The 21,583-nt window shown below is 42.3% G+C and carries 19 protein-coding genes and 1 tRNA gene; 10 read left to right on the forward strand and 10 right to left on the reverse strand.

Annotated elements, in window-relative coordinates; translation table 11 throughout:
* Nucleotides 1-61: 61 nt before the first annotated feature.
* Together Q9R21_RS02580 and prpF are read right to left on the reverse strand one after the other, a co-directional pair.
* Nucleotides 62-967: a polyprenyl synthetase family protein gene (locus tag Q9R21_RS02580; RefSeq protein WP_247143972.1), complete on the reverse strand. Its 906-nt coding sequence runs from the start codon at nt 965-967 to the stop codon at nt 62-64.
* A gap of 225 nt (nt 968-1,192) precedes the next feature.
* The gene (gene prpF, locus Q9R21_RS02585; protein WP_311203659.1) at nt 1,193-2,383 is read right to left on the reverse strand and encodes a 2-methylaconitate cis-trans isomerase PrpF; all 1,191 of its coding nucleotides are present in this window, start codon (nt 2,381-2,383) and stop codon (nt 1,193-1,195) included.
* Between the two features lie 332 nt (nt 2,384-2,715).
* Between prpF and Q9R21_RS02590 the strand changes: the two genes are divergently transcribed.
* The 4 genes from Q9R21_RS02590 to Q9R21_RS02605 all read left to right on the forward strand — a co-directional run bounded on the left by Q9R21_RS02590 (nt 2,716) and on the right by Q9R21_RS02605 (nt 7,327).
* On the forward strand, nt 2,716-4,071 hold the full coding sequence (locus tag Q9R21_RS02590) for an amino acid permease (protein WP_035342426.1): 1,356 nt from the start codon (nt 2,716-2,718) through the stop codon (nt 4,069-4,071).
* An 88-nt stretch (nt 4,072-4,159) separates the two neighbouring features.
* Nucleotides 4,160-4,235, forward strand: a tRNA-Arg gene (locus tag Q9R21_RS02595).
* 340 nt (nt 4,236-4,575) lie between these two features.
* Entirely contained in the window at nt 4,576-5,820 is a 1,245-nt protein-coding gene (locus tag Q9R21_RS02600) for an OmpP1/FadL family transporter (protein WP_178928423.1), read from the forward strand.
* Between the two features lie 328 nt (nt 5,821-6,148).
* Nucleotides 6,149-7,327, forward strand: a complete 1,179-nt coding sequence (locus Q9R21_RS02605) for an outer membrane protein transport protein (RefSeq protein ID WP_311203660.1) — start codon at nt 6,149-6,151, stop codon at nt 7,325-7,327.
* A 60-nt stretch (nt 7,328-7,387) separates the two neighbouring features.
* Here Q9R21_RS02605 and thrH read toward each other — a convergent pair whose 3' ends face one another.
* Nucleotides 7,388-8,005: a bifunctional phosphoserine phosphatase/homoserine phosphotransferase ThrH gene (thrH, locus tag Q9R21_RS02610; RefSeq protein WP_311203661.1), complete on the reverse strand. Its 618-nt coding sequence runs from the start codon at nt 8,003-8,005 to the stop codon at nt 7,388-7,390.
* Between the two features lie 204 nt (nt 8,006-8,209).
* On the opposite strand from thrH, the gene Q9R21_RS02615 reads away from it, so the two are divergent.
* Both Q9R21_RS02615 and Q9R21_RS02620 read left to right on the forward strand, forming a co-directional pair.
* Nucleotides 8,210-8,944, forward strand: coding sequence for a phosphoadenylyl-sulfate reductase (locus Q9R21_RS02615; protein WP_311203662.1), 735 nt, complete (start codon nt 8,210-8,212; stop codon nt 8,942-8,944).
* A gap of 462 nt (nt 8,945-9,406) precedes the next feature.
* The gene (locus Q9R21_RS02620) at nt 9,407-10,789 is read left to right on the forward strand and encodes a wax ester/triacylglycerol synthase family O-acyltransferase (RefSeq protein WP_005251228.1); all 1,383 of its coding nucleotides are present in this window, start codon (nt 9,407-9,409) and stop codon (nt 10,787-10,789) included.
* A gap of 208 nt (nt 10,790-10,997) precedes the next feature.
* Here Q9R21_RS02620 and Q9R21_RS02625 read toward each other — a convergent pair whose 3' ends face one another.
* The 6 genes from Q9R21_RS02625 to Q9R21_RS02650 form a co-directional block, all read right to left on the reverse strand.
* Complete coding sequence (locus Q9R21_RS02625) at nt 10,998-11,171, reverse strand: PA1571 family protein (RefSeq protein ID WP_004646222.1); 174 nt, start codon at nt 11,169-11,171, stop codon at nt 10,998-11,000.
* Nucleotides 11,172-11,303: 132 nt separating this feature from the next.
* Nucleotides 11,304-12,758 (reverse strand): ribonuclease G, encoded by a 1,455-nt coding sequence (rng, locus tag Q9R21_RS02630; RefSeq protein ID WP_004646221.1) that lies wholly within the window; start codon nt 12,756-12,758, stop codon nt 11,304-11,306.
* 38 nt (nt 12,759-12,796) lie between these two features.
* Nucleotides 12,797-13,363 carry a Maf-like protein gene (locus tag Q9R21_RS02635; protein WP_311203663.1) on the reverse strand — a complete coding sequence of 189 codons (567 nt, stop codon included), beginning with the start codon at nt 13,361-13,363 and terminating at the stop codon, nt 12,797-12,799.
* Nucleotides 13,351-13,842: a rod shape-determining protein MreD gene (mreD, locus tag Q9R21_RS02640; RefSeq protein WP_253159266.1), complete on the reverse strand. Its 492-nt coding sequence runs from the start codon at nt 13,840-13,842 to the stop codon at nt 13,351-13,353. The genes Q9R21_RS02635 and mreD overlap by 13 nt, the downstream gene beginning before the upstream one ends.
* Complete coding sequence (gene mreC, locus Q9R21_RS02645; protein WP_004279362.1) at nt 13,829-14,686, reverse strand: rod shape-determining protein MreC; 858 nt, start codon at nt 14,684-14,686, stop codon at nt 13,829-13,831. Before mreC ends, mreD begins: the two co-directional genes overlap by 14 nt.
* A gap of 16 nt (nt 14,687-14,702) precedes the next feature.
* Nucleotides 14,703-15,749 (reverse strand): rod shape-determining protein, encoded by a 1,047-nt coding sequence (locus tag Q9R21_RS02650; protein ID WP_004279360.1) that lies wholly within the window; start codon nt 15,747-15,749, stop codon nt 14,703-14,705.
* 132 nt (nt 15,750-15,881) lie between these two features.
* Here Q9R21_RS02650 and gatC point away from each other — a divergent pair, with 132 nt between their 5' ends.
* From gatC to Q9R21_RS02670, 4 genes are all read left to right on the forward strand, one after another.
* The gene (gatC, locus tag Q9R21_RS02655) at nt 15,882-16,196 is read left to right on the forward strand and encodes an Asp-tRNA(Asn)/Glu-tRNA(Gln) amidotransferase subunit GatC (RefSeq protein ID WP_005262428.1); all 315 of its coding nucleotides are present in this window, start codon (nt 15,882-15,884) and stop codon (nt 16,194-16,196) included.
* Nucleotides 16,197-16,248: 52 nt separating this feature from the next.
* Nucleotides 16,249-17,727 (forward strand): Asp-tRNA(Asn)/Glu-tRNA(Gln) amidotransferase subunit GatA, encoded by a 1,479-nt coding sequence (gene gatA / locus Q9R21_RS02660; protein ID WP_085064471.1) that lies wholly within the window; start codon nt 16,249-16,251, stop codon nt 17,725-17,727.
* Nucleotides 17,727-19,208, forward strand: a complete 1,482-nt coding sequence (gene gatB, locus Q9R21_RS02665) for an Asp-tRNA(Asn)/Glu-tRNA(Gln) amidotransferase subunit GatB (RefSeq protein ID WP_311203664.1) — start codon at nt 17,727-17,729, stop codon at nt 19,206-19,208. Before gatA ends, gatB begins: the two co-directional genes overlap by 1 nt.
* Before the next feature lie 63 nt (nt 19,209-19,271).
* Nucleotides 19,272-20,813 (forward strand): FRG domain-containing protein, encoded by a 1,542-nt coding sequence (locus tag Q9R21_RS02670; protein WP_311203665.1) that lies wholly within the window; start codon nt 19,272-19,274, stop codon nt 20,811-20,813.
* A 257-nt stretch (nt 20,814-21,070) separates the two neighbouring features.
* On the opposite strand, the gene Q9R21_RS02675 is transcribed toward Q9R21_RS02670, so the two are convergent.
* Nucleotides 21,071-21,562: a hypothetical protein gene (locus Q9R21_RS02675; RefSeq protein WP_153566967.1), complete on the reverse strand. Its 492-nt coding sequence runs from the start codon at nt 21,560-21,562 to the stop codon at nt 21,071-21,073.
* Between the last annotated feature and the right edge of the window lie 21 nt (nt 21,563-21,583).

The raw sequence follows: 21,583 nt of genomic DNA on the forward strand, positions 1-21,583 counted from the left end.
GACTTCAAGTCCTCTTTTTTATGGAATTACTTTAAACCTTTTAAGGAAAATAATGCTCCAATCAGCTTTTGCGCGTGAGCAGGAACTGGGTAATTTGCCTCAACTCTTCCGCCCCTTCAAAATGGTTCAAGGCATTGATCGCCTGATCATGTAATTGCTGGGCATAGGCTTTGGCCTGCTCCAAACCCATCAATGCCGGATAGGTCGATTTTTCTACCTGTTCATCCTTGCCGGCTGTTTTCCCCAACACTTCGGTATCGGAAATAATATCCAAAATATCATCCTGTACCTGAAAGGCCAGACCAATCGCCTGTCCAAACTCACGTAATTTAGGAATGGCCAGATCGGTACCCTCAAAAATAGTCACCGCCGCCATCATGATCGCGGCACTAATCAAAGCACCGGTTTTATTGCGATGAATATTTTCCAGTGCTTGCTGATCGATTTTCTTGCCTTCAGACTGCAAATCTAAAACCTGACCATTCACCATTTTCGAAGAAGCGGTTGCCAGAATCTGCATCTGCTTCAGTACAATGGAAGCTTCTACCGCTGGCCCCTGATCGAACAGACGGCTACCCAAAATTTCAAAAGCCATAGACTGCAGGATATCACCTGCCAAAAGTGCTGTATCTTCTCCATAAGCCACATGACAGGTCGGCTGGCCACGACGTAGCAAATCATTGTCCATACACGGCAGATCATCATGGGCTAGTGAATAGCAGTGAATAAACTCGATCGCAACCGCTGCACGGCGCACTGCAGCGCTATTCTGGTTGGGTTTTAATGCGGCGGTGGCATAGCATAGTGCTGGACGTACTCGTTTACCGCCAAGCATCACAGCATGATGGACTGCCGACCTTAAAGGTTCCGGAATAGCAAAGGCTTCCAGAGCGGTCAATAAATCCTGTTGAATGCGGTGTTGTGCTTGAGTGAGTGCATGGGTTGATACGTCAGTGATAGATGACACATTCGCCTCGAATACGTAGTCCAGAAGAATAAAATGACAAGCGAATAAATGCCTGTACGCTGATCAGGCATTGTACCTAGAAATGCCTTGAATTTTCAGCCATAAATTGAATTGTTCTGCTGAAATTTGCTATTCAACATCAAACAAGCAAGTCAGAGATTTTAAACCATAAAAAAACCACCGCAGAACCGGTGGTTTTATTCAGGTTAAATGTATGCACAGCATTTAAACGAGAACATCTTCTGGTACGCGCACCCAGCCTTCCATCAAGACGCGGGCACTCCGGCTCATGATGGCCTTTTTCACTTTCCACTCACCATTTTCAAAACTTGCTTGTGCACCGACTCTCAACGTCCCGGAAGGATGACCGAAACGCACCGCTTCACGCTCTACTCCGCCTGCGACCCGGTTCACCAGTGTTCCGGGAATTGCTGCAGCTGTACCAATCGCCACCGCAGCCGTACCCATCATGGCATGATGGAGTTTACCCATAGACAAGGCACGAACCAGAATATCGGTGTCTGATTCAGTGACAGTTTTGCCACTTGAAGAGGTATAGCTACTCGGTGGTGCAACAAAGGCAATTTTTGGAGTATGTTGTCGGGTTACGGCTTCTGCAATATTCTGAATCAGTCCCATCTGCTTCGCCGCATAGGCACGAATTGTCTCAAATTTTGTCAGGGCTGCCACGTCATTATTGATATGATCCTGAAGCTCGGTACCCTTATAACCGAGATCTCCAGCATTCAAAAATACCGTCGGAATGCCGGCATTAATCATGGTCACTTCGAAACTGCCAATATTGGGAACTTCCAAAGTATCGACCAGATTACCTGTTGGAAACATTGAACCGCCTTCAGCATCGTCATCAGCTGGATCCAGAAACTCGATTTGTACTTCGGCCGCAGGAAAGGTCACGCCATCCAGTACGAAATCACCCAGCTCCTGCACCTGTCCATTTTGCATCGGCACATGCGCGATAATGGCTTTCTGGATATTGGCCTGCCAGATCCGTACCGTGCATAACCCATTTTCAGGAATACGTTCGGCATCGACCAGACCATTGGAAATGGCAAATGCTCCCACTGCCGCGGTCAGATTGCCGCAGTTACCGCTCCAGTCTACAAAAGGACGGTCAATTGACACCTGACCAAATAAATAATCGACATCATGATCAGCGTGCAGGCTTTTTGACAGAATGACCGTTTTACTAGTACTGGAACTGGCACCACCCATACCGTCGATCTGTTTCCCATATGGATCTGGGCTACCAATCACGCGTAGCAAAAGCTGGTCACGAATCCGGCCAGGCTGTTGTGCTTCTACAGGCAGGTCATCCAGCTTAAAGAAAACACCTTTACTGGTGCCTCCACGCATATAGGTTGCAGGAATCTTGATTTGGGCGGCAAAACTCATGAATTATTTCATCCTTTGACTTGTCTTTGTTTTCGTACAGGTTATTCAATATTTATATTCAAAGTATAGTATGTTGAAAGCAGAACTGCTTGGCTGCCAGACCTTAGTATAAAAAAACGGCATTTGTATTTTATCCAAGAAAATAGAGAACTCGTCAGTAACAGTTTCAATAAAATTAATATATTGATTCATTTATATTTTATTTCAGTTATTTATATGAATATTTTTTATCATTCCTTCAACAATATTTCATTCTTAGGATGGACTAGGCTTCTTTAGTCTGATCAATTACAATCAGCCACTTATCATTTTCCATTGTCGGGCTGAACACTTTGAATAACGAGTCTTCACAACTTCAGCGTGGCTTAAAGAACCGTCATATTCAGTTGATCGCCATGGGCGGTGCAATTGGCACAGGCTTATTCTTAGGTTCCGCACAGGTGATCCAATCTGCGGGTCCTTCTATTATTTTAGGCTATGCCATTGGGGGCCTGATTGCATTTTTAATCATGCGTCAATTGGGTGAGATGATTGTTCATGAACCTGTCGCAGGTTCATTCAGCCATTTTGCTTATAAATACTGGGGAAAATTTCCCGGTTTCCTTGCGGGTTGGAACTACTGGATTCTGTATATCCTGGTGGCCATGACCGAACTTACTGCGGTTGCGAAATATATCAACTACTGGTGGCCTCATATTCCAGCCTGGGCATCGGTATTGTTTTTCTTTATCGTGATTACACTGGTCAACCTCGGCAATGTGAAATTCTACGGTGAATCAGAATTCTGGCTTTCTATCATTAAAGTGACTGCGGTCATCTCGATGATTGTCTTTGGCTTGTATCTGATCCTGACTGCTGATGCTTCTTCAGGCGCATCTTTTAGCAATCTTTGGACCGCGGGCGGTTTCTTTCCGAATGGTTTTGAAGGTCTGTTCTACATGCTGGCCTTCCTGATGTTTGCCTTCGGTGGTATTGAACTGATCGGTATGGCAGCGGCAGAAGCTGAAAATCCGGAAAAAACCATTCCGAAAGCCATTAATCAGGTGGTTTTCCGTATTCTGATTTTCTATGTCGGCGCCTTGACCATTCTGTTATCACTCGTGCCTTGGAATCAGCTTGAGCTTGGTGGTCTGGACAAAAGTCCTTTCGTGATGATTTTCAGCCAGCTTGGCATTGACTGGGCAGCACACTTACTGAACTTTATTATCCTGACAGCAGCACTGTCTGTGTATAACAGTGGTATGTATGCCAACAGCCGGATGCTCTACGGTCTGGCTCAACAAGGAAATGCACCTAAAGTCTTCATGAAAGTGAATAAGCAAGGTACGCCAATTCCTGCTGTATTGTTCTCTGCCGTGCTGATTTTTGGCTGTGTGCTACTCAACTACTTCGTGCCTGAAGATGCCCTAAGTCATCTGATTTACATCGTAGTCGGTGCATTGGTATTGAACTGGGCCATGATTACCCTGACCCATCTCAAGTTCATTCAGAGCATGAAAAAGCTAGGACAAAAGACTTCCTTCCCTGCGCTGTGGTCTCCGGCGGGCAATATTCTGGTTCTTGGTTTTATTCTTACGATTCTTTACATCATGTGGACGCAAGGATTCCAGGAATCTATTTTGATGATCCCGCTTTGGATTGTGGTCATGTTCGGTCTGTTTAAGTTACTTAAGCCTAAAAATACCTAGACAACTCCTGTAGCTATGAGTCCTTAAAAGTTATTGCTTCGGCAATAACTTTTTTTTGTATTTTTTACAGTACAATAGCCTTCTTTTCGCGCCCTTAGCTTAACTGGATAGAGCAGTTGCCTCCTAAGCGACCGACGTGGGTTCGAGTCCCGCAGGGCGCACCATCCTTTCAAAATGTGATCTATACTTCAAAAAATTAGCGTTAATCTTCATATTTTTAGAATATTTTTTATACAAAAAATCATTTTTTCTTCATTATTTTATTTCCTTTACTTTCAAATACTTATTTCAAAATGAGGCTATTTTTTGGTGTAAAAACTCTATTATGATTACTTTTTGAACTGATTAGTTATATCTAGAGCATTTACTCTTATTTTAATTGTGCTATTTTTGTGACACGGAGTAACAAATGATTTCGGTTAACCGACTTCTCCAAAAGCCAAAAAACATAAACACAAAATGAGCAACAAACATTTGCATTTGCACCTCAAGGAAAGACGTAGAATGAAATTAAAGACATTAACGACAGCAATGATTTTAGCAACTGTACCAATGACCGGGGCATTTGCCGCTGCTCTAGATCGTTCAGGTCAGTCAATCTCTGCATTCTTGCAACCTGGTAACTATTTTGAAGCAGGTATTTCTGTATTAGATCCAGATGTATCTGGGAAGGCTATTTCAACTGCTGGTGGCGGCAATCTTTCTGACATGGGAGATGATTACTACTTCCCCTCAGCTGCTCTTAAATTACAAGTAACAGACCACTTCTCATTTGGTTTGATCTATGACCAACCATTTGGTGCTGATGCTGCATACTCAACAAGTGACCCACTTGTTGGTCTCAATACAGGTTTGTTCCACTTAAACGGTGAAGCAACTGAAGTAGAAGTTGACACTCAAAGTTTGTCTATGATTTTTGGTTTCCAGCCAAATGAAAATTTCAACATTTATGCTGGTCCTGTTTATCAAACAATTAAAGGTAATGTTCAATTACGTGGTGCGGCATATGGTTCAGCTAACGGCCTTGGCTTATATAATGCTGATTTAGATGAAGATGGTGCAGTTGGCTGGTTAGCTGGCTTTGCTTATCAAATTCCTGAAATTGCTTTAAAAACATCTATCACTTATCGCTCTGAAATTGACCACAAAGCATCTGCTCGCGAATATGGTCAAAGTAACGTATTAGCATTTGTTGGCAGTAGCCCTGTTTACGATGTAGCAACAGATGCAAATATTACAACTCCCCAATCTGTTAACCTTGATTTCCAAACAGGGATCATGGCAAATACAGTTGCCTTTGCAAATGTACGTTGGGTGAATTGGAAAGACTTTTCTCTTGACCTAAAACAATTCGGAACTGTTGCAGATACTCTAGGTGCGCTAGGCCAGACTCCAGACAACCCAAATGGCTTTGATATTGTTGGTTATACTGATGACCAATGGTCAGCAAACGTAGGTGTAGGCCGTAAATTTAATGATCTATGGGCAGGTAATGTCTCAGTAGGTTGGGATTCTGGTGCAGGTAATCCTATATCAACTCTTGGCCCAACTGAAGGTTACTGGAATGTTGGCTTAGGACTTCAATATAGTCCAACACCTGCAACCTTTATCGCTGGTGGTGTTAAATACTTCTGGTTAGGCGATGCAAAAGCGCAAGCCGCATCTAACTTTGGATCAGATACTTATGTTGCAGAATTTAATGACAATGATGCTTTAGCTTATGGCTTAAAAATCGGTTACAAGTTCTAATTACTAATACTGAAAAAACCATCTGCAAAGATGGTTTTTTCATTTTCAACAATGACACCTACGCTCTTTTTTATACACTTGTGATTCATTTGAGCAATAAACAAACACTTAAACATTTTGCATAATATTCAATCAGCCACTCAGCATCTAAAAATAAATCCATATAAATCATAAAATTAATATTTTTTTTAGTGTTTTTACTCTACACAAGTACAATTTTTAACTTTTCAGTTCATTTTACAACCGTAGTTGAGCATTTACTCTTTTTGTATTTATGTTACTTTTCGTGCCAATCACTTACATAAAGCTACAACAAGGAATGTTCCCTATGAAGCTTACAGCTCTTCGCTCGGCTATTTTGCTCAGCTTAATCCCAACAACTTCTGTCATAGCTGGCGGTCTAGATCGATCTGGGCAATCAATGTCTGCTTTTTTTCAATCGGGCAACTATGCTGAAGCTGGTTTTACAGTAATTGATCCAACAATTGAAGGTAAAGACCTTCCTCCTAGAGGAAGTAATAAATCTGTCAGCGATATGGGCGAAGACTATTATTTCCCTACTGCTGCTGTAAAAGTGCAAGCAACAGATCAAATTTCTTTGGGCTTACTTTATGATCAACCATTTGGTGCAGACTCGCAATATGCACCTGAATCTAATGCTTTTGCTCAACAGAATACAGTAACAAATACATTGGAAGGCACTTCTGTTGAAGTAAAGACAAACAACATCACTGCGCTCATTGGATATCAGCCAAATGAAAACTGGAACTTCTACGCAGGCCCAGTTTACCAAACTGTTGAAGGCAAAGTTTCTTTACGCGGCACAGCTTATGGTGGTGCTGCAGTTCTAGGTAGTTATGACATTAAGTTTAAGGAAACAGAAGCCTACGGCTGGCTTGCTGGTGCAGCGTACTCAATCCCAGAGATTGCATTAAAAGCAGCTGTGACATACCGTTCTGAAATTAAGCATGAACTAGATACTACCGAATCATTTGGATTTGGCACAATTCTTCGTCCAAAAACTCAAACAGAAGTTGTTACACCGCAGTCTGTAAATATTGATCTACAATCGGGCGTTGCAAAAGATACTTTAGCATTCGCCAATATTCGCTGGGTACATTGGGACCAATTTGCAGTCAAACCGGCAGCATTGGCAGCGGCAACCGCAGCCAGAGGAAAAGCTCAAAATCTGATTGACTACTCTGATGACCAATGGTCGGCGAATATTGGACTTTCACACAAATTCAATAATAAATGGGCAGGCACAACGTCTATAGGCTATGATTCTGGCGCAGGTAACCCAGTAACGACTTTAGGTCCAATTGAAGGTTACTGGAGTGTTGGCTTAGGCGGTCAATACAGCCCGGCAGAAAACTACTTTATTGCTGCGGGTGTAAGATACCTTTGGCTAGGCGATGCTCAGGCGCAGACTGGAGGCACCGTAGTTGGAAGTTTTGAAGACAACACTGCAATTGCCTATGGTATGAAAATCGGTTATCGCTTCTAATTAATTCATAGATTAAATAAAAAAGGCGCTTATAGCGCCTTTTTTATTTACTTTGATTCTTTAAGCTGGAATATCACGCACTGAAGCATTACGAATGGCTTCTTTTAACGCGTCATAACCATTAATTGGCGGGAATTGCGGGAATTCTGCAATGACATTCTCAGGTGCATCAAACAGGAAACCTGCATCTGCTTCGCCCAGCATGGTGGTATCGTTATAAGAATCCCCTGCCGCAATCACACGGAAGTTCAAACCATGCAGTGCTTTAACAGCTTGACGTTTCTGATCTGGCTGACGAAGTTTATAAGCCGAGATCATACCTGCTTCATCTGTTTCCAGTTTATGACAGAAAATCGTCGGCCAATCCAGTTGCTTCATGAGTGGATGTGCAAATTCATAGAAAGTATCTGAAAGAATAATCAATTGAAAATGCGTACTCACCCATTTCACAAATTCTTTTGCTCCTGGGAATGGACCCATTTCTGCAATCACTTCCTGAATATCGTTCAAGCCTAAATCATGCTGTTTTAAAATATTCAGACGTTGGGTCATCAGTACATCATAGTCAGGAATGTCACGAGTCGTCGCTTCAAGCTCTTTAATACCGGTTTTTTTGGCAAAGTTAATCCAGATTTCTGGAACCAACACGCCTTCTAAATCTAGACATACGACTTCCATGAACATTCCCTCTGAGTTGTATTGAAAAAATTTTGCACTATCATAGCTGAAGCAACAGATTTTGTACTGTACTTTTTTAAATCTATTTTTTTCATAAGTATTTATTTTTTAGTGATAAGTCAACTAAATCAATTCTATTAAAATAGATGTGAAATTAATTAATATAGGCTATGTCCTTTCCAAGCCTATATCGCCAGGACTCTCATGACCATCATTCCTACTATTGATCGTATCGATGCGCTTGCATCTGAATATGCAGATAAATCGCCCAATAAAATTTTGGCACTTGCACTGAGCCAGCAAGGTGAAATTGCGATTTCATTTTCTGGTGCTGAAGATGTTGTATTGATTGATATGGCATCGCATCTCGGTAAACCGTTCCGGGTATTCAGTCTGGATACTGGCCGTCTACATGCAGAAACCTATCAGTTTATTGAACGGGTGCGTAAGCATTACAACATCGAGATTGAAATCTGCTTCCCTGAAACGGATGCAGTACAAAATTTAGTGACCACCAAAGGTTTATTCAGTTTCTTTGAAGATGGTCATCAGGAATGTTGCGGTATACGCAAGGTTCAACCGCTACGTAAAAAACTGGCGACGCTGGATGGCTGGATTACTGGTCAGCGCAAAGACCAAAGTCCGGGTACACGCAATGAAATTCCTGTGGTTCAAGCAGATCCAGGTTTCTCCGGTCCGGGAAAACAGTTGATCAAGTACAATCCTCTAGCCAACTGGTCCAGTGCAGATGTCTGGAGTTATATCCGTATGATGGAAGTCCCTTATAATGCCCTGCATGAAAAAGGTTTTGTTTCTATCGGCTGTGAACCTTGTACTCGCCCTGTGCTGCCAAATCAGCATGAACGCGAAGGCCGCTGGTGGTGGGAAGAAGCTACCCATAAAGAATGTGGCTTACATGCTGGCAATCTAAAAAAATAAAATTAAGTTTTATCGTTGCTATTGATTGAAAGACTATTTTTTAATAAAGATAGTCTTTTTAATTGATAATTTTACATTTAGTGACAAGATATAAATTACCTTTTATCGGGATAATATTATTTTAATTAAAGAATTTATAAAATTTTAGCTCATTGATTTATTTGTATAAAATGTGAAATTGAACATAATGCTATTCTTTTAATAACACATAATTATTAAGTTACACTCCACTTCGCCTAGTAAATACTATTTTTACAAATCTATTTTAAAACTAAAATTTTCACATTTCATAAACTTAGGAAGATATTTTGTTCTTGTCAATAGCCACTTTTTCACAGTTAAGGCAAGATAAAGCAGTTCATTTATATGCTAAAAAAGATATACTTTAAAAACTAAAGTAATAATTCTAACAAGGCCTTTTAGCAAAAAAGCCATAGAGAATGCAGTGAGGCAATCCACGCTATGCGTCCATTACATCCAATTGATTTTATTTTCTTAACTTTAGAGAAACGGCAGCAGCCTATGCATGTAGGTGGACTATTTTTATTCCAAATTCCCGACAATGCGCCAGCTTCCTTTATTCAGGATCTAGTCACGGATATCCAAAATTCAAAATGCTCTCCAATTCCACCTTTTAACAATTATTTAAACGGCCTGTTTTGGGATGAAGACCAAGAATTTGATTTAGATCATCATTTTCGTCATATTGCCCTGCCAAAACCGGGCCGTATCCGTGAATTGCTAACCTATATTTCTCAAGAACATAGTGCCCTGATTGATCGTGCCAAACCTTTATGGACCTGTCATATTATTGAAGGCATTGAAGGAAACCGTTTTGCCATGTATTTCAAAATTCACCATGCTATGGTGGATGGAATCGCTGGCATGCGTCTGGTAGAAAAGTCGCTTTCACATGATCCAAATGCCAAGAGTATTGTACCGCCATGGTGTGTGGAAGGCCCACGTGCCAAACGCCTGAAAGCACCTAAAGTGAACAGGTTTAAAAATGTCCTGCAGACCATTAAGGGGCAACTGGAATGTGCGCCACGAGTTGCTTATGAACTGTCGCAAACCGTCATGAAAGATATGGGACGCAATCCGGATTATGTATCCAGCTTTCAGGCGCCAAGCAGTATTCTGAATCAACGCGTCAGTGCTTCACGTCGCTTTGCAGCCCAGTCTTTCGAATTTTCACGTTTACGTCATATTTCTAAGGCATTGGGCGTGACCATTAATGATATCGTCCTGGCCATTTGTTCAGGTGCATTACGTGAATATTTATTATCGCAAAATGCCTTACCGAAAAAACCGTTAATTGCTATGGTTCCAGCTTCTGTTCGCAGTGACGATTCAGATATATCCAACCGTATTACCATGATTCTGGCCAATCTGGGTACGCATAAAGAAGATCCGCTGGAACGTCTCAAGATCGTACGTCGCAGTGTGCTGAGTGCCAAAGAACGCTTCAAACGTATGAATGCCAACCAGATTTTGAACTATAGTGCCTTTGTCTACGGTGCAGCAGGTCTGAATATTGCCTCCGGTTTAATGCCGACACGTCAGGCGTTTAACGTCATTATTTCCAATGTACCTGGGCCACAAGAACCATTGTATTGGAATGGTGCACGTCTTGAAGCACTTTATCCGGCTTCCATCGTACTGGATGGTCAGGCCTTGAATATCACTATGACCAGCTATCTAGACAAACTGGAAGTCGGCTTGACCGCATGTCGTAATGCCCTGCCGAAAATGCAGAACTTGCTGACACATCTGGAAGAAGAAATTCAACGTTTTGAACTTATTGTAGATGGCGAACCTGTCCCAAAGTTACGAGCGGTAAGCTAGCCGCGGATGAATAAATAAGATAGATGGACTGCCAAAGATGCTGATCATTTTTGCCAGTCTTTGAGCACAGAATAAAGGGACCGATCTGGTCCCTTTTCTTTATTTTTTGGAATCTTTTTAAATTATTTTAGAAATTTTGGATGACTTCTCTATTTAAACGTCTATCCAAATCATTTTTTGACAAGTTAAAAACAATGCACAAATATAATCAGCTTTTAATAGTACGGCACTGTTGTAATAATTGATGGCAGACGTTACGGATCATGCTCGCGGTAATCTGAACTTCATTACCGCGCTCATCGACGATATATCCCGCATGTACAGTCTTTGGTTCTAATACGTGTTTTAGGCCTTTATGGATTACTGCTTTACTCATACTCATCACACACTCCTTTTGCTAAGCCTGAAACTGGGAGAAACGGCTTTGGCTAATTCATGCATCTAGTATTGTAAATAAAGGCCCTGTTGTAAAATTTCAGATGTAACAAGTGTTTAACGATATTCTGTTACAATTTCAGCTGAGAATGATATCGTATTGCTCTTGCGTATACAGATTTTCCACTTGGAACTTAATCACGCGATTAATGAAATGTTCCAGATCAGCGACTGCAGGCGCTTCTGCCGTCAATAATCGATCAATGACAGCCGGATGCGCGACGACAGTAAAGCCACTCTGTGACTCATAAGCACGGGCATAACGCAGAATTTCCCTGAATATTTCGTAACATACTGACTCGGCTGTTTTGACATAACCACGTCCCTGACAGGTCGGACAAGATTCACAGAGCAAATGTTCCAGCGACTCACGGGTGCGTTTCCGGGTCATTTCTACCAGGCCCAGTTCCGATACCTGAGTAATCTTGGTCTTGGCATGGTCACGTTCCAGCATGCGCTCAAACTGTTTCATTACTTCTTCACGATGCTGCGCTTCCTGCATATCAATGAAATCAATGATAATAATTCCGCCCAGATTACGCAGACGTAACTGACGTGCGATGACATCGGTCGCTTCCATATTGGTTTTAAAAACCGTATCTTCCAGCGAACGACCACCAACATAAGAACCAGTATTGACATCAATCGTGGCCATGGCTTCAGTCTGGTCAATCATCAGATAGCCGCCGGACTTCAATGCGACACGAGTTTGCAATGCCTTTTGCAGGTCTTCTTCGACATTATACAAGTCAAAAATTGGCCGTTCACCCGGATAATGCAGCAAACGGTCTTTCATGTTCGGAACAAATTCTTCGACAAATTCCTGCAACTTGGCATGAATTTCACGTGAATCCACGTAAATTTTAGCAGTTTCTTCATTGGCCAGATCACGAATCACCCGTTGCGGCAAAGGCAATTCTTCAAAGATCAAAGACGGTACTGCAATAATCTTCTGCTTGCGCTGGATATATTCCCAAAGCTTGGCCAGATAAGCCATATCCTGTGCGATGGCTTCTTCTTCAATCCCTTCTGCCGCAGTACGCACAATCACTGAACCCGGCAGCTTATGTTCTGCCTGAATCCGCTCAATGATGGAACGCAAGCGATTGCGCTCTTCCTCAGATTCAATCCGTTGTGATACACCTATATGATTGCCATATGGCATCAGCACCAAATAACGCGAAGGAATCGACAGATCGGTAGACAGGCGTGCGCCTTTGGTACCGAGCATATCTTTCATCACCTGAACCGTGAGGACTTGTCCCGGTTGAAGTAGCTCAAAGACATTCGGGGTTGGCTGATTGCGGGGCCAGACCATATCATTGATATGTAAAAACGCAGTACGAGAAAGTCCGATATCCACGAAAGCAGCCTGCATGCCGGGTAAGACCCGCACCACTTTTCCTTTATAGACATTCCCTACCAGGCCACGCTTGGCCGTACGCTCGACAAACAGTTCATTGACCGTGCCGTTTTCAATTAACGCGACCCGACATTCCATCGGCGTGACGTTAATCAACAACTCGTCAGACATAACTACACTCAAAACATTATAAGAATTCTTTTCAGCAGTTAATTTAGTGCCTTAACCGTCTGTAATAACTGTACTGTCTCATATAAAGGCAAGCCGACCACATTGAAATAACTGCCCTGTATTTTTGGAATATAACGTGCAGCAATTCCTTGAATTGCATAAGCCCCTGCTTTACCCAAGGGCTCACCTGTCGCCCAGTAACTTTCCATATCTGCAGCGCTCAGGATTTGAAATTCGACCTGTGTGCGCACCACTATACTGTATTTTTCATGCTTTGTACGAACACAGACACCACTATAGACATCATGCCACCGACCGGAGATTTTTGTCCACATTTCAATCGCATGTTGTTTGGATTCAGGCTTGCCTAAAATCTCCTGATCCACTCCCAGACTGGTATCTGCAGCAATGATAATGGCATTTGGATAACGCTCGGCCACAGCATCCGCTTTGGCTCGTGCCAGACGTTCAACATAGGCTGCAACCGACTCGCCTGCTTGTACCGATTCGTCGATCTCGGGACTGTAAATATCGAAGCTCAGCCCGAGTTGCTGTAACAACTCGCGGCGCCGGGGTGAGCTGGAAGCTAGAATTATACGCGCCATTTTTTGAGCACATAATAAATAGCAGGCCAAACCAGAATACTGGTCAGCATCGGAATCCAGTGCCGTGCATAAGAAAATTGCACGCCAGCCATAATCTGGGTAAAAAAGATCATCAGCAGATATGCGACAATCGCCAGCCCCATAATCACCCAGAGATTATTAAAGGTCAGGATACGGCGTTCACGGGTCAGAAAGCGGGCTAAAAAGGCAATAATGATAAAGCTTAGCGCATTCAGACCCAAAGGTGCATCCAGCAGCAGATCAATAAAAATACCGGTGCCAAAGGCAAACCAGATCCCGCACCAAGTCGGCTGACACAACACCCAGAAGAGCATGATCATCAGCATAAACAGCGGACGCCAGCCCGAAAGATTATAGGAAAGTGGATAGACCATTAAAATAGAAGCCACAATCACCGAAATGACGATGGCCATTAAAGGGTCACGATGCTTTCTGGATTTCATCTTAGCGATTGACATGCGGTTGCTCCATCGCTAATGAATCGGAAAATAACACCACCACATGATGTCCACCGGCCAGCTGAGCCGCAGGCGTCACATCAATCTGGGCAAATTCACCAGAATTATGGCGTTGTACTTTAGATACCTGCCCTACCAGATAACCTGCCGGAAAATGTTGTCCCAAGCCCGAACTATAGACTTTTTCACCGACCTTGATATTGGCGCTGGTCGGTACATATTCCATTTTTAAACGTCCCAGATCACCTGTGCCCGAAACAATGGCACGCATACCGGTATGTTCCAGACGTACTGACAGTGAATGTTCTTTATCGGACAACAGCATGACCCGGCTACTATGCGGATAGACATTGATAATCTGTCCCATGATACCCTTGTCATCCAGTACCGTTTGCCCGACTTTCAGCTCGTTATTCGAACCCCGGTTGATCACGATAATATGCCGTAATGGATCGGCATCGGTACCAATCACTTCGGCAATTTCAATACGTCCATCAATGATCAGTGGCGTGTCCAATAGACCGCGCAAACGTGTATTTTCAGCAGAAAGTTCAGAGATTTTTTGTAAGCGTACCTGTGCCTGTAACAGCTCGGCCTGCATCGCGGTATTTTCCCGACGCAACTGAGCTTCAGACTTGGTTTGTTGATTCAACCACTCTCGCGACAATACCGGATAACTGGCCACCGCATAAATAGGATTATAAGCAGCGTACAGGACATCCCTTGCAGGTTGAACAACATGCGGCATGCGCCAATCAAAGAAAAGCACCACCAAGCATGTTACCAATGCAATGATAAAAGAGCGAAAAGATGGCGGTTGTCGAGAAAACAGATGTGCTTGCACCCGCCGAATCCTTTTCTTAGCCTACGAATAACATGTCATGATTTGGGTTGTCGAAAAATTCGAGTACCTTGCCGCCACCACGTGTCACGCATGATAGTGGATCTTCTGCCACCACCACCGGCAGGCCAGTTTCTTTGGCAAGCAGCTTGTCCAGGTTACGCAGTAATGCACCACCACCAGTTAACACGATACCACGTTCAGCGATGTCCGAAGAAAGCTCAGGAGGGGTATGTTCTAAAGCAGATTTCACCGCAGACACGATGTTTTGTAATGGATCAGAAATCGCTTGGGTGACTTCGTCAGAATTAACCACGATTGCGCGAGGCACACCTTCTGCGAGGTTACGGCCACGAACTTCAATTTCAAGCGGTTTAGCACCTTCATCTGGCAACGCCATACCCACTTCTTTTTTGATTACTTCAGCCGTGGTTTCGCCGATCACACAGCCATGCGCTTTACGCACATAGTTAATGATCTGCTCATCAAAGACATCACCGCCAATCCGTAAAGAGTCTGCATAAACACAACCTTGTAGGGAAATGATTGCAATTTCAGTGGTACCACCGCCAACATCGACCACCATCGAACCACAAGCCTGCTCAACTGGCATACCTGCACCAATCGCTGCTGCCATTGGCTCTTCAATTAAACGTACATCACGTGCGCCCGCATTAAACACGGCTTCACGAATGGCACGGCGCTCAACCAGAGTCGATTTACATGGCACGCAAACCACGACACGCGGTGCCGGAGTAAATAAACGGTTTTCATGTACTTTGCGAATAAACTGATTCAGCATGGTCTCAGTGACTTCAAAATCCGCAATCACACCGTCTTTCATAGGACGGATCGCTGAGATATTGGCTGGGGTACGACCTAGCATTTGCTTCGCTTCAAGACCGACTGCCGCAACAATTTTATGTGAACCACTATGACGGATGGCTACAACCGTCGGTTCATTTAATATAATGCCTCGTCCTGGCGCATAAATAAGTGTATTTGCTGTACCTAAATCAATGGCAAGATCGGGCGAAAACAAGCCTATTAGTCGTTTTAGAATCACGGGGACGTTCTCAGTTAAACTTTATATGGACGCAAGGTGGCCACTTTAACTAAATGTGATGATTTGGACAAGTCAATCGCTTATCATAACGCATGATAATTTGAATTTTTTTAATACTGATTAGGTAATATTATGTCTACATCGGATGCACAGCATTCTGCAGATTTAAGTGCAGAAACAGTTTCAGCCATTGCCAACCTTGCAAGGTTATCTCTCAATGATACGCAATCTGCTGAATATGCTCAAAGTTTAAATAAAATTTTAGGCATGATGGAAACCCTGAAAGGCATCAATACCGACGGTATTGAACCCCTGAAAAGCCCTTTCGACCACCCTCAGCCGCTACGTGATGATGTGGTTACCGAAACCAATCATCGTGAGCAATACCAAGCAGTTGCACCAGCTGTTCAGGATGGCTTGTACCTCGTACCGCGCGTGATTGAGTAATTACTACCCAGTTCATTCTTTTTATTAAATTAAACGTAAAGAATTATTTCTCATGACAGATTTACATCGCTTATCCATTCGTGAACTTAGTGAAGGTCTGGCAAATGCCCAGTTTTCATCTCGCGAATTGACTGAACACTACTTAAAGCGCATCGCAAAAATTGATGCACAGGTCAAGGCTTATGTGACGGTAACTGCTGAACAGGCGTTGGCTGAAGCTGATGCTGCCGATGCTGCAATCAAAGCTGGCAATGCCTCTGCCCTGACTGGTGTGCCAGTTGCCCACAAAGACATTTTCTGTACCCAAGGCATTAAAACCACTGCCGGTTCAAAAATGCTGGACAATTTTATCTCTCCTTACGACGCAACCGTTGTAGCGAAAGGTAAAGCTGCGGGCCTGGTCACTTTGGGTAAAGTGAACATGGACGAATTCGCGATGGGTTCGACCTCTGAGAACTCATATTACGGCGCAACTGCCAACCCTTGGAACCTGGGCCATGTCCCTGGTGGTTCTTCAGGCGGTTCTGCAGCAGCTGTGGCAGCGGATTTGGCACCATTTGCAACCGGTACTGATACCGGTGGTTCTATTCGTCAACCTGCGTCTTTCTGTGGTCTGACCGGTCTTAAACCGACTTACGGTCGTGTATCGCGCTTCGGTATGATTGCCTATGCATCATCACTGGATCAAGGCGGTCCGATGGCACGTTCTGCAGAAGACTGTGCTTACCTGATGAATGTCATGGCCGGTCATGATGCCAAAGATTCAACTTCAATGGATCAAGTGGTAGATAACTATGTCGCGAACCTGAACGCTACCTCAGTAAAAGGTTTACGCATTGGTATTCCAAAACAGTATTTTAATGTTGCTGGCCTAGCTGAAGATGTTAAAGCACGTGTCGAAGAATCACTTAAAAAGTTAGAAGAAATGGGCGCTACGCTTGTTGAGATCGACCTCAACATGACTGAAAGCTATGTTCCGACTTATTACCTGATCGCACCTGCCGAAGCTTCTTCGAACCTATCACGTTTTGATGGCGTACGTTATGGCTATCGCGCAGAAAATCCTGTGGACCTGATGGACCTGTACAAGCGTTCACGTTCAGAAGGTTTTGGTGCAGAAGTGCAACGCCGTATCCTGATTGGTACGTATGCCCTGTCTGCAGGTTATTACGATGCTTACTATGTAAAAGCACAGAAAGTACGTCGCCTGATCCAGCAAGATTTCCTCAAAGCATTTGAATCGGTCGATGTCATTGCAGCACCTTCTGCGCCAACGACTGCCTATAAAATTGGTGCGGATCTGACGCCAGTTGAAATGTACTTAGGCGATATTTATACACTTGCTGTCAACCTAGCAGGTCTTCCTGCGATTAACGCGCCTGTCGGTTTTGACCAGAACAACTTGCCAGTTGGCTTACAGCTGATTGGGAATTACTGGTCAGAATCTCAATTGTTATCTGTGGTACATCAGTATCAACAGGCCACAGATTGGCATACAAAACGCGCTGCAATTGCTGAGGAGAATGCATAATGGCTCAAGCTCAAAAATCGGCTAAACCGAAATCCAACCTGATTGATGGTTGGGAAGTCGTTATTGGTATCGAGATTCACACTCAGCTTGCCACCAATACCAAAATTTTCTCGGGCTCATCGACTGTATTCGGTAATGATCCAAACACCCAAGCCAGCCTGGTTGATTTGGCTATGCCGGGCGTATTACCGGTATTGAACAAAGAAGTGGTTGATCTTGCGATTCGCTTTGGTTTAGGTATCGATGCCTATATCGATCAGGCGTCTGTATTTGCGCGTAAAAACTATTTCTACCCGGACTCTCCAAAAGGCTACCAGATCAGCCAGATGGACAACCCGATTGTGGGTTTGGGTCATATCGACATCCAGCTTGAAGATGGCACCGTTAAACGCATTGGCGTAACGCGTGCGCATTTAGAGGAAGATGCAGGCAAATCGATTCATGACCAGTTTGAAGGCATGTCTGGTATCGATTTAAACCGTGCCGGTACGCCGCTGCTTGAAATCGTTTCTGAACCGGATATGCGTTCAGTTGAAGAAGCGGTTGCATACATTAAAGCGATTCACACGCTAGTGCGCTGGTTAGGTATTTCCGATGGTAACATGGCCGAAGGTTCGTTCCGCTGTGACTGTAACGTGTCTTTACGTCGTCCGGGTCAACCATTTGGTACACGTTGTGAATTGAAAAACCTGAACTCATTCCGTTTCATTGAACAAGCGATCAATGTTGAAATTGAGCGTCAGATGGAAATTCTGGACTGGGATGGCACCATCGATCAAGAAACGCGTTTGTTCGACCCTGTGAAGATGGAAACGCGCTCAATGCGTTCTAAAGAAGAGGCGAACGATTACCGCTACTTCCCTGACCCAGACTTGTTGCCCGTGGTGATTGCGGATGAGCAAATCGAAGCAATTAAAGCAACCATGCCTGAGTTGCCTGCTGCACGTCGTGCGCGTTTCGTGGCGGACTTTGGCGTGACTGAGTACGATGCGCACGTGCTTACATTGACTCGTGAAATGTCAGAGTTCTACGAAGAAGTTGTTAAGGCTGCTGGTGGCGCTGCACAAGGTAAGATTGCGGCAAACTGGGTGATGGGCGAATTCTCAGGTGCTTTAAATAAAGCAGGCCTAGATTTGGCTGACTCTCCTGTATCAGCTGAAAAACTTGGTGGTATGATTGCACGTATTGTGGACAACACAATTAACGGTAAGATCGCGAAGCAAGTCTTCGGCTTTATGTGGGACGAAGGCAAATCCGCGGACGAAATTATTGCTGAGAAAGGCTTGAAACAGGAAACTGATACAGGCGCAATTGAAGCGATTATTAAGGAAGTACTTGCTGCCAATGAGAAGATGGTTGAAGAGTATAAATCTGGTAAAGAGAAAGCTTTCAACGGTCTTGTTGGTCAAGTGATGAAAGCTGCAAAAGGGAAAGCTAACCCTGCGCAAGTGAATGAGTTGATGAAGAAATTGATTGGTTAATTTATTCGCTAATTAATTGATTTCATGTTATAAAAACCTCGCTTAATGCGGGGTTTTTTTAATATGTTTTATAATTTAATAAAATTAAACGATGCTTCTGATTTACATGTAAATAGTGATGGTAATATTTCTTTCAGAATTCCTCTTTATAGATTTTTAGAATTTACAGATGAAAATCTTAAATATAATTTTGATAAAATGCCTAATGAATTTCTTAATGAAATAAAAAGTTATCCTACATTAATTATTTTTGATGATCTAAGATTTCAAACTTTTCTAGTAAAAATAAAAGATTTTAGATTAGACAAAAAAAATAGAATATTAACTACTTACTGTAAAAAATTAAATTTATATAATTTCAAAAAAACACTAAACAAAGCTGATCCAAGAGATGATATCGAAGACTATAATAGTACAAAAAATTTATTAATTAAAAATTTAAAAATAAATCTTGCTGAACTTCAAGGAACTCATTGGACTATTAAAGAAGGAGATTTAATTTCTATCCTTGATGAGTTTTCGATATTTCAAGACATCAATAATTATCGAGAAAATTTTAAAGAAATCTCAAATAATAAAACTCAAGAAATTAAACCATCTGGATTTTCTTCAAGTGAAATAAGCTCTCAATCAAGCATCAATATTCCTAATATTAATAATATATATATTACCAATGTTTCACAATATATTGACTTAATCATTTCAACAACACGGTCAATAAAATCAGATAGAAAATATGAGGTTTTTTTTCGTGGTCATTCTAAAGACATATATAGATTAACTCCGTCAATCTTTAGATCATTCGGTACGAAAGGGAAAATTTATGAAAGAAGTGAACATATACTTTATAGAGAATTGATTACAGCTGAGCCTAGTTTTTTTAATCAAGAGCCAGCTGCCATAGACACTTTAACGAGAATGCAACACTATGGAATGCCAACTAGATTATTAGATATTTCAAGTAATCCACTAACTGCTCTGTATTTTGCCTCTGAACTTCCTGATGAACATTTTGATCTAAATCTTTTGGCTGTGCGACCCACTCTACCTTCAAACAATGAAATAATTGTAAAGGACTTCAAATATTATGAAAAAGTTTTTAGCACTGGTGAAGTAATTTTATTTCTTATAAAAAAAGAAGCTATCAATTTTTCTGATTCAGATAAAGTTACCTGTATTTCAAACATTGTTAAATTAAATAGCACACAAAAAGATTACATAGAAAAAATAATTATAAAAAAACCTAGGTTACCCTCCAGTGATAAAGTATGTGAACAATATTTACATTTTATCAAAAGTGAAAAACCATATTTTAAACCAAGAATCGAATCGAATGACCTAAAAAAAATAATTTGTGTAAAAGGTAAAAAAATTGATAAACGCATTCAAGCTCAGGCAGGTTCATTCCTACTGTTTGGTTATGATCATGAGCTAGATCCTACCACTCATCCTGATATTGATATTATTAAATTTAAAATCAAATATAAGGATAAAATTAATATTTTAAAAGAGTTAGATTTATTAGGTATAAATAAAGCTACTATTTATCCTGATATTGAAAATTCAGCAAAATATATAAAGGAAAAGCTTGAATTAGACAGCTAATAAATATGACCATCAAAAAAAGTATCTTCTATCACCAAACTCGAAGACTTAGGACGCATCCAACTCTCAAAGTCCTTTTTATGCATGACTAGTTCCCTCACCCCAGGCCTCTCCCAACGGGAGAGGGAGTGTCACGTAATCAATTTGATACACGTGGTTCCCTCTCCTGAGCAAGTTTTAAAGCACTGCTTTAAAACGAAGCGCAAGTGAGGGTTAGGAAGAGGATTTACTAGATCAAAAAGAGTCTTACATCTCTCTTACAACCCCAACTTATTCAACAAACCCGGTGTCAAAAAAGTCTGTGCAACACGATTCAAATCGATATAACGCAGCACACCTTTGAGCTGATTATTAATTTCAGGATTCTTTAAAATTTCCTCGCCTGTGGTTTTGCCCAACGTTTGGAAACTGTCCCCGACTGCCTGTAAACCTTCAGCCTGAATCACCGCCTTGGTCTGTGCTGAACATTGCTCAACTAAAATGCGCTGCAACACCGTCGCCAGATTCTTATCTAATGCTTCCTTTTGAGTAGCGGTCACATTACTAAAAGCCTTTAAGTCCGGATGATTACCCAATGCCACAAAGGTCCATTGCAAGACCGTGGTTTTATCGGTGGCTGTGGTGGATTTCATCAAACAGTCACTGAGCTGATCAACTGTTGGACCTGCTATGGCAACCTGAGTTGCACCTAATAATAATGTTGCACTTATTAAAAATGTACGAAGCTTTGTGAAAGATCTATGCGCCATCATAATTTCCTGTTCTTCAAT

Origin of the sequence: Acinetobacter sp. RG5 (genome assembly GCF_031844265.1) — a bacterium.
Lineage (GTDB): Bacteria > Pseudomonadota > Gammaproteobacteria > Pseudomonadales > Moraxellaceae > Acinetobacter.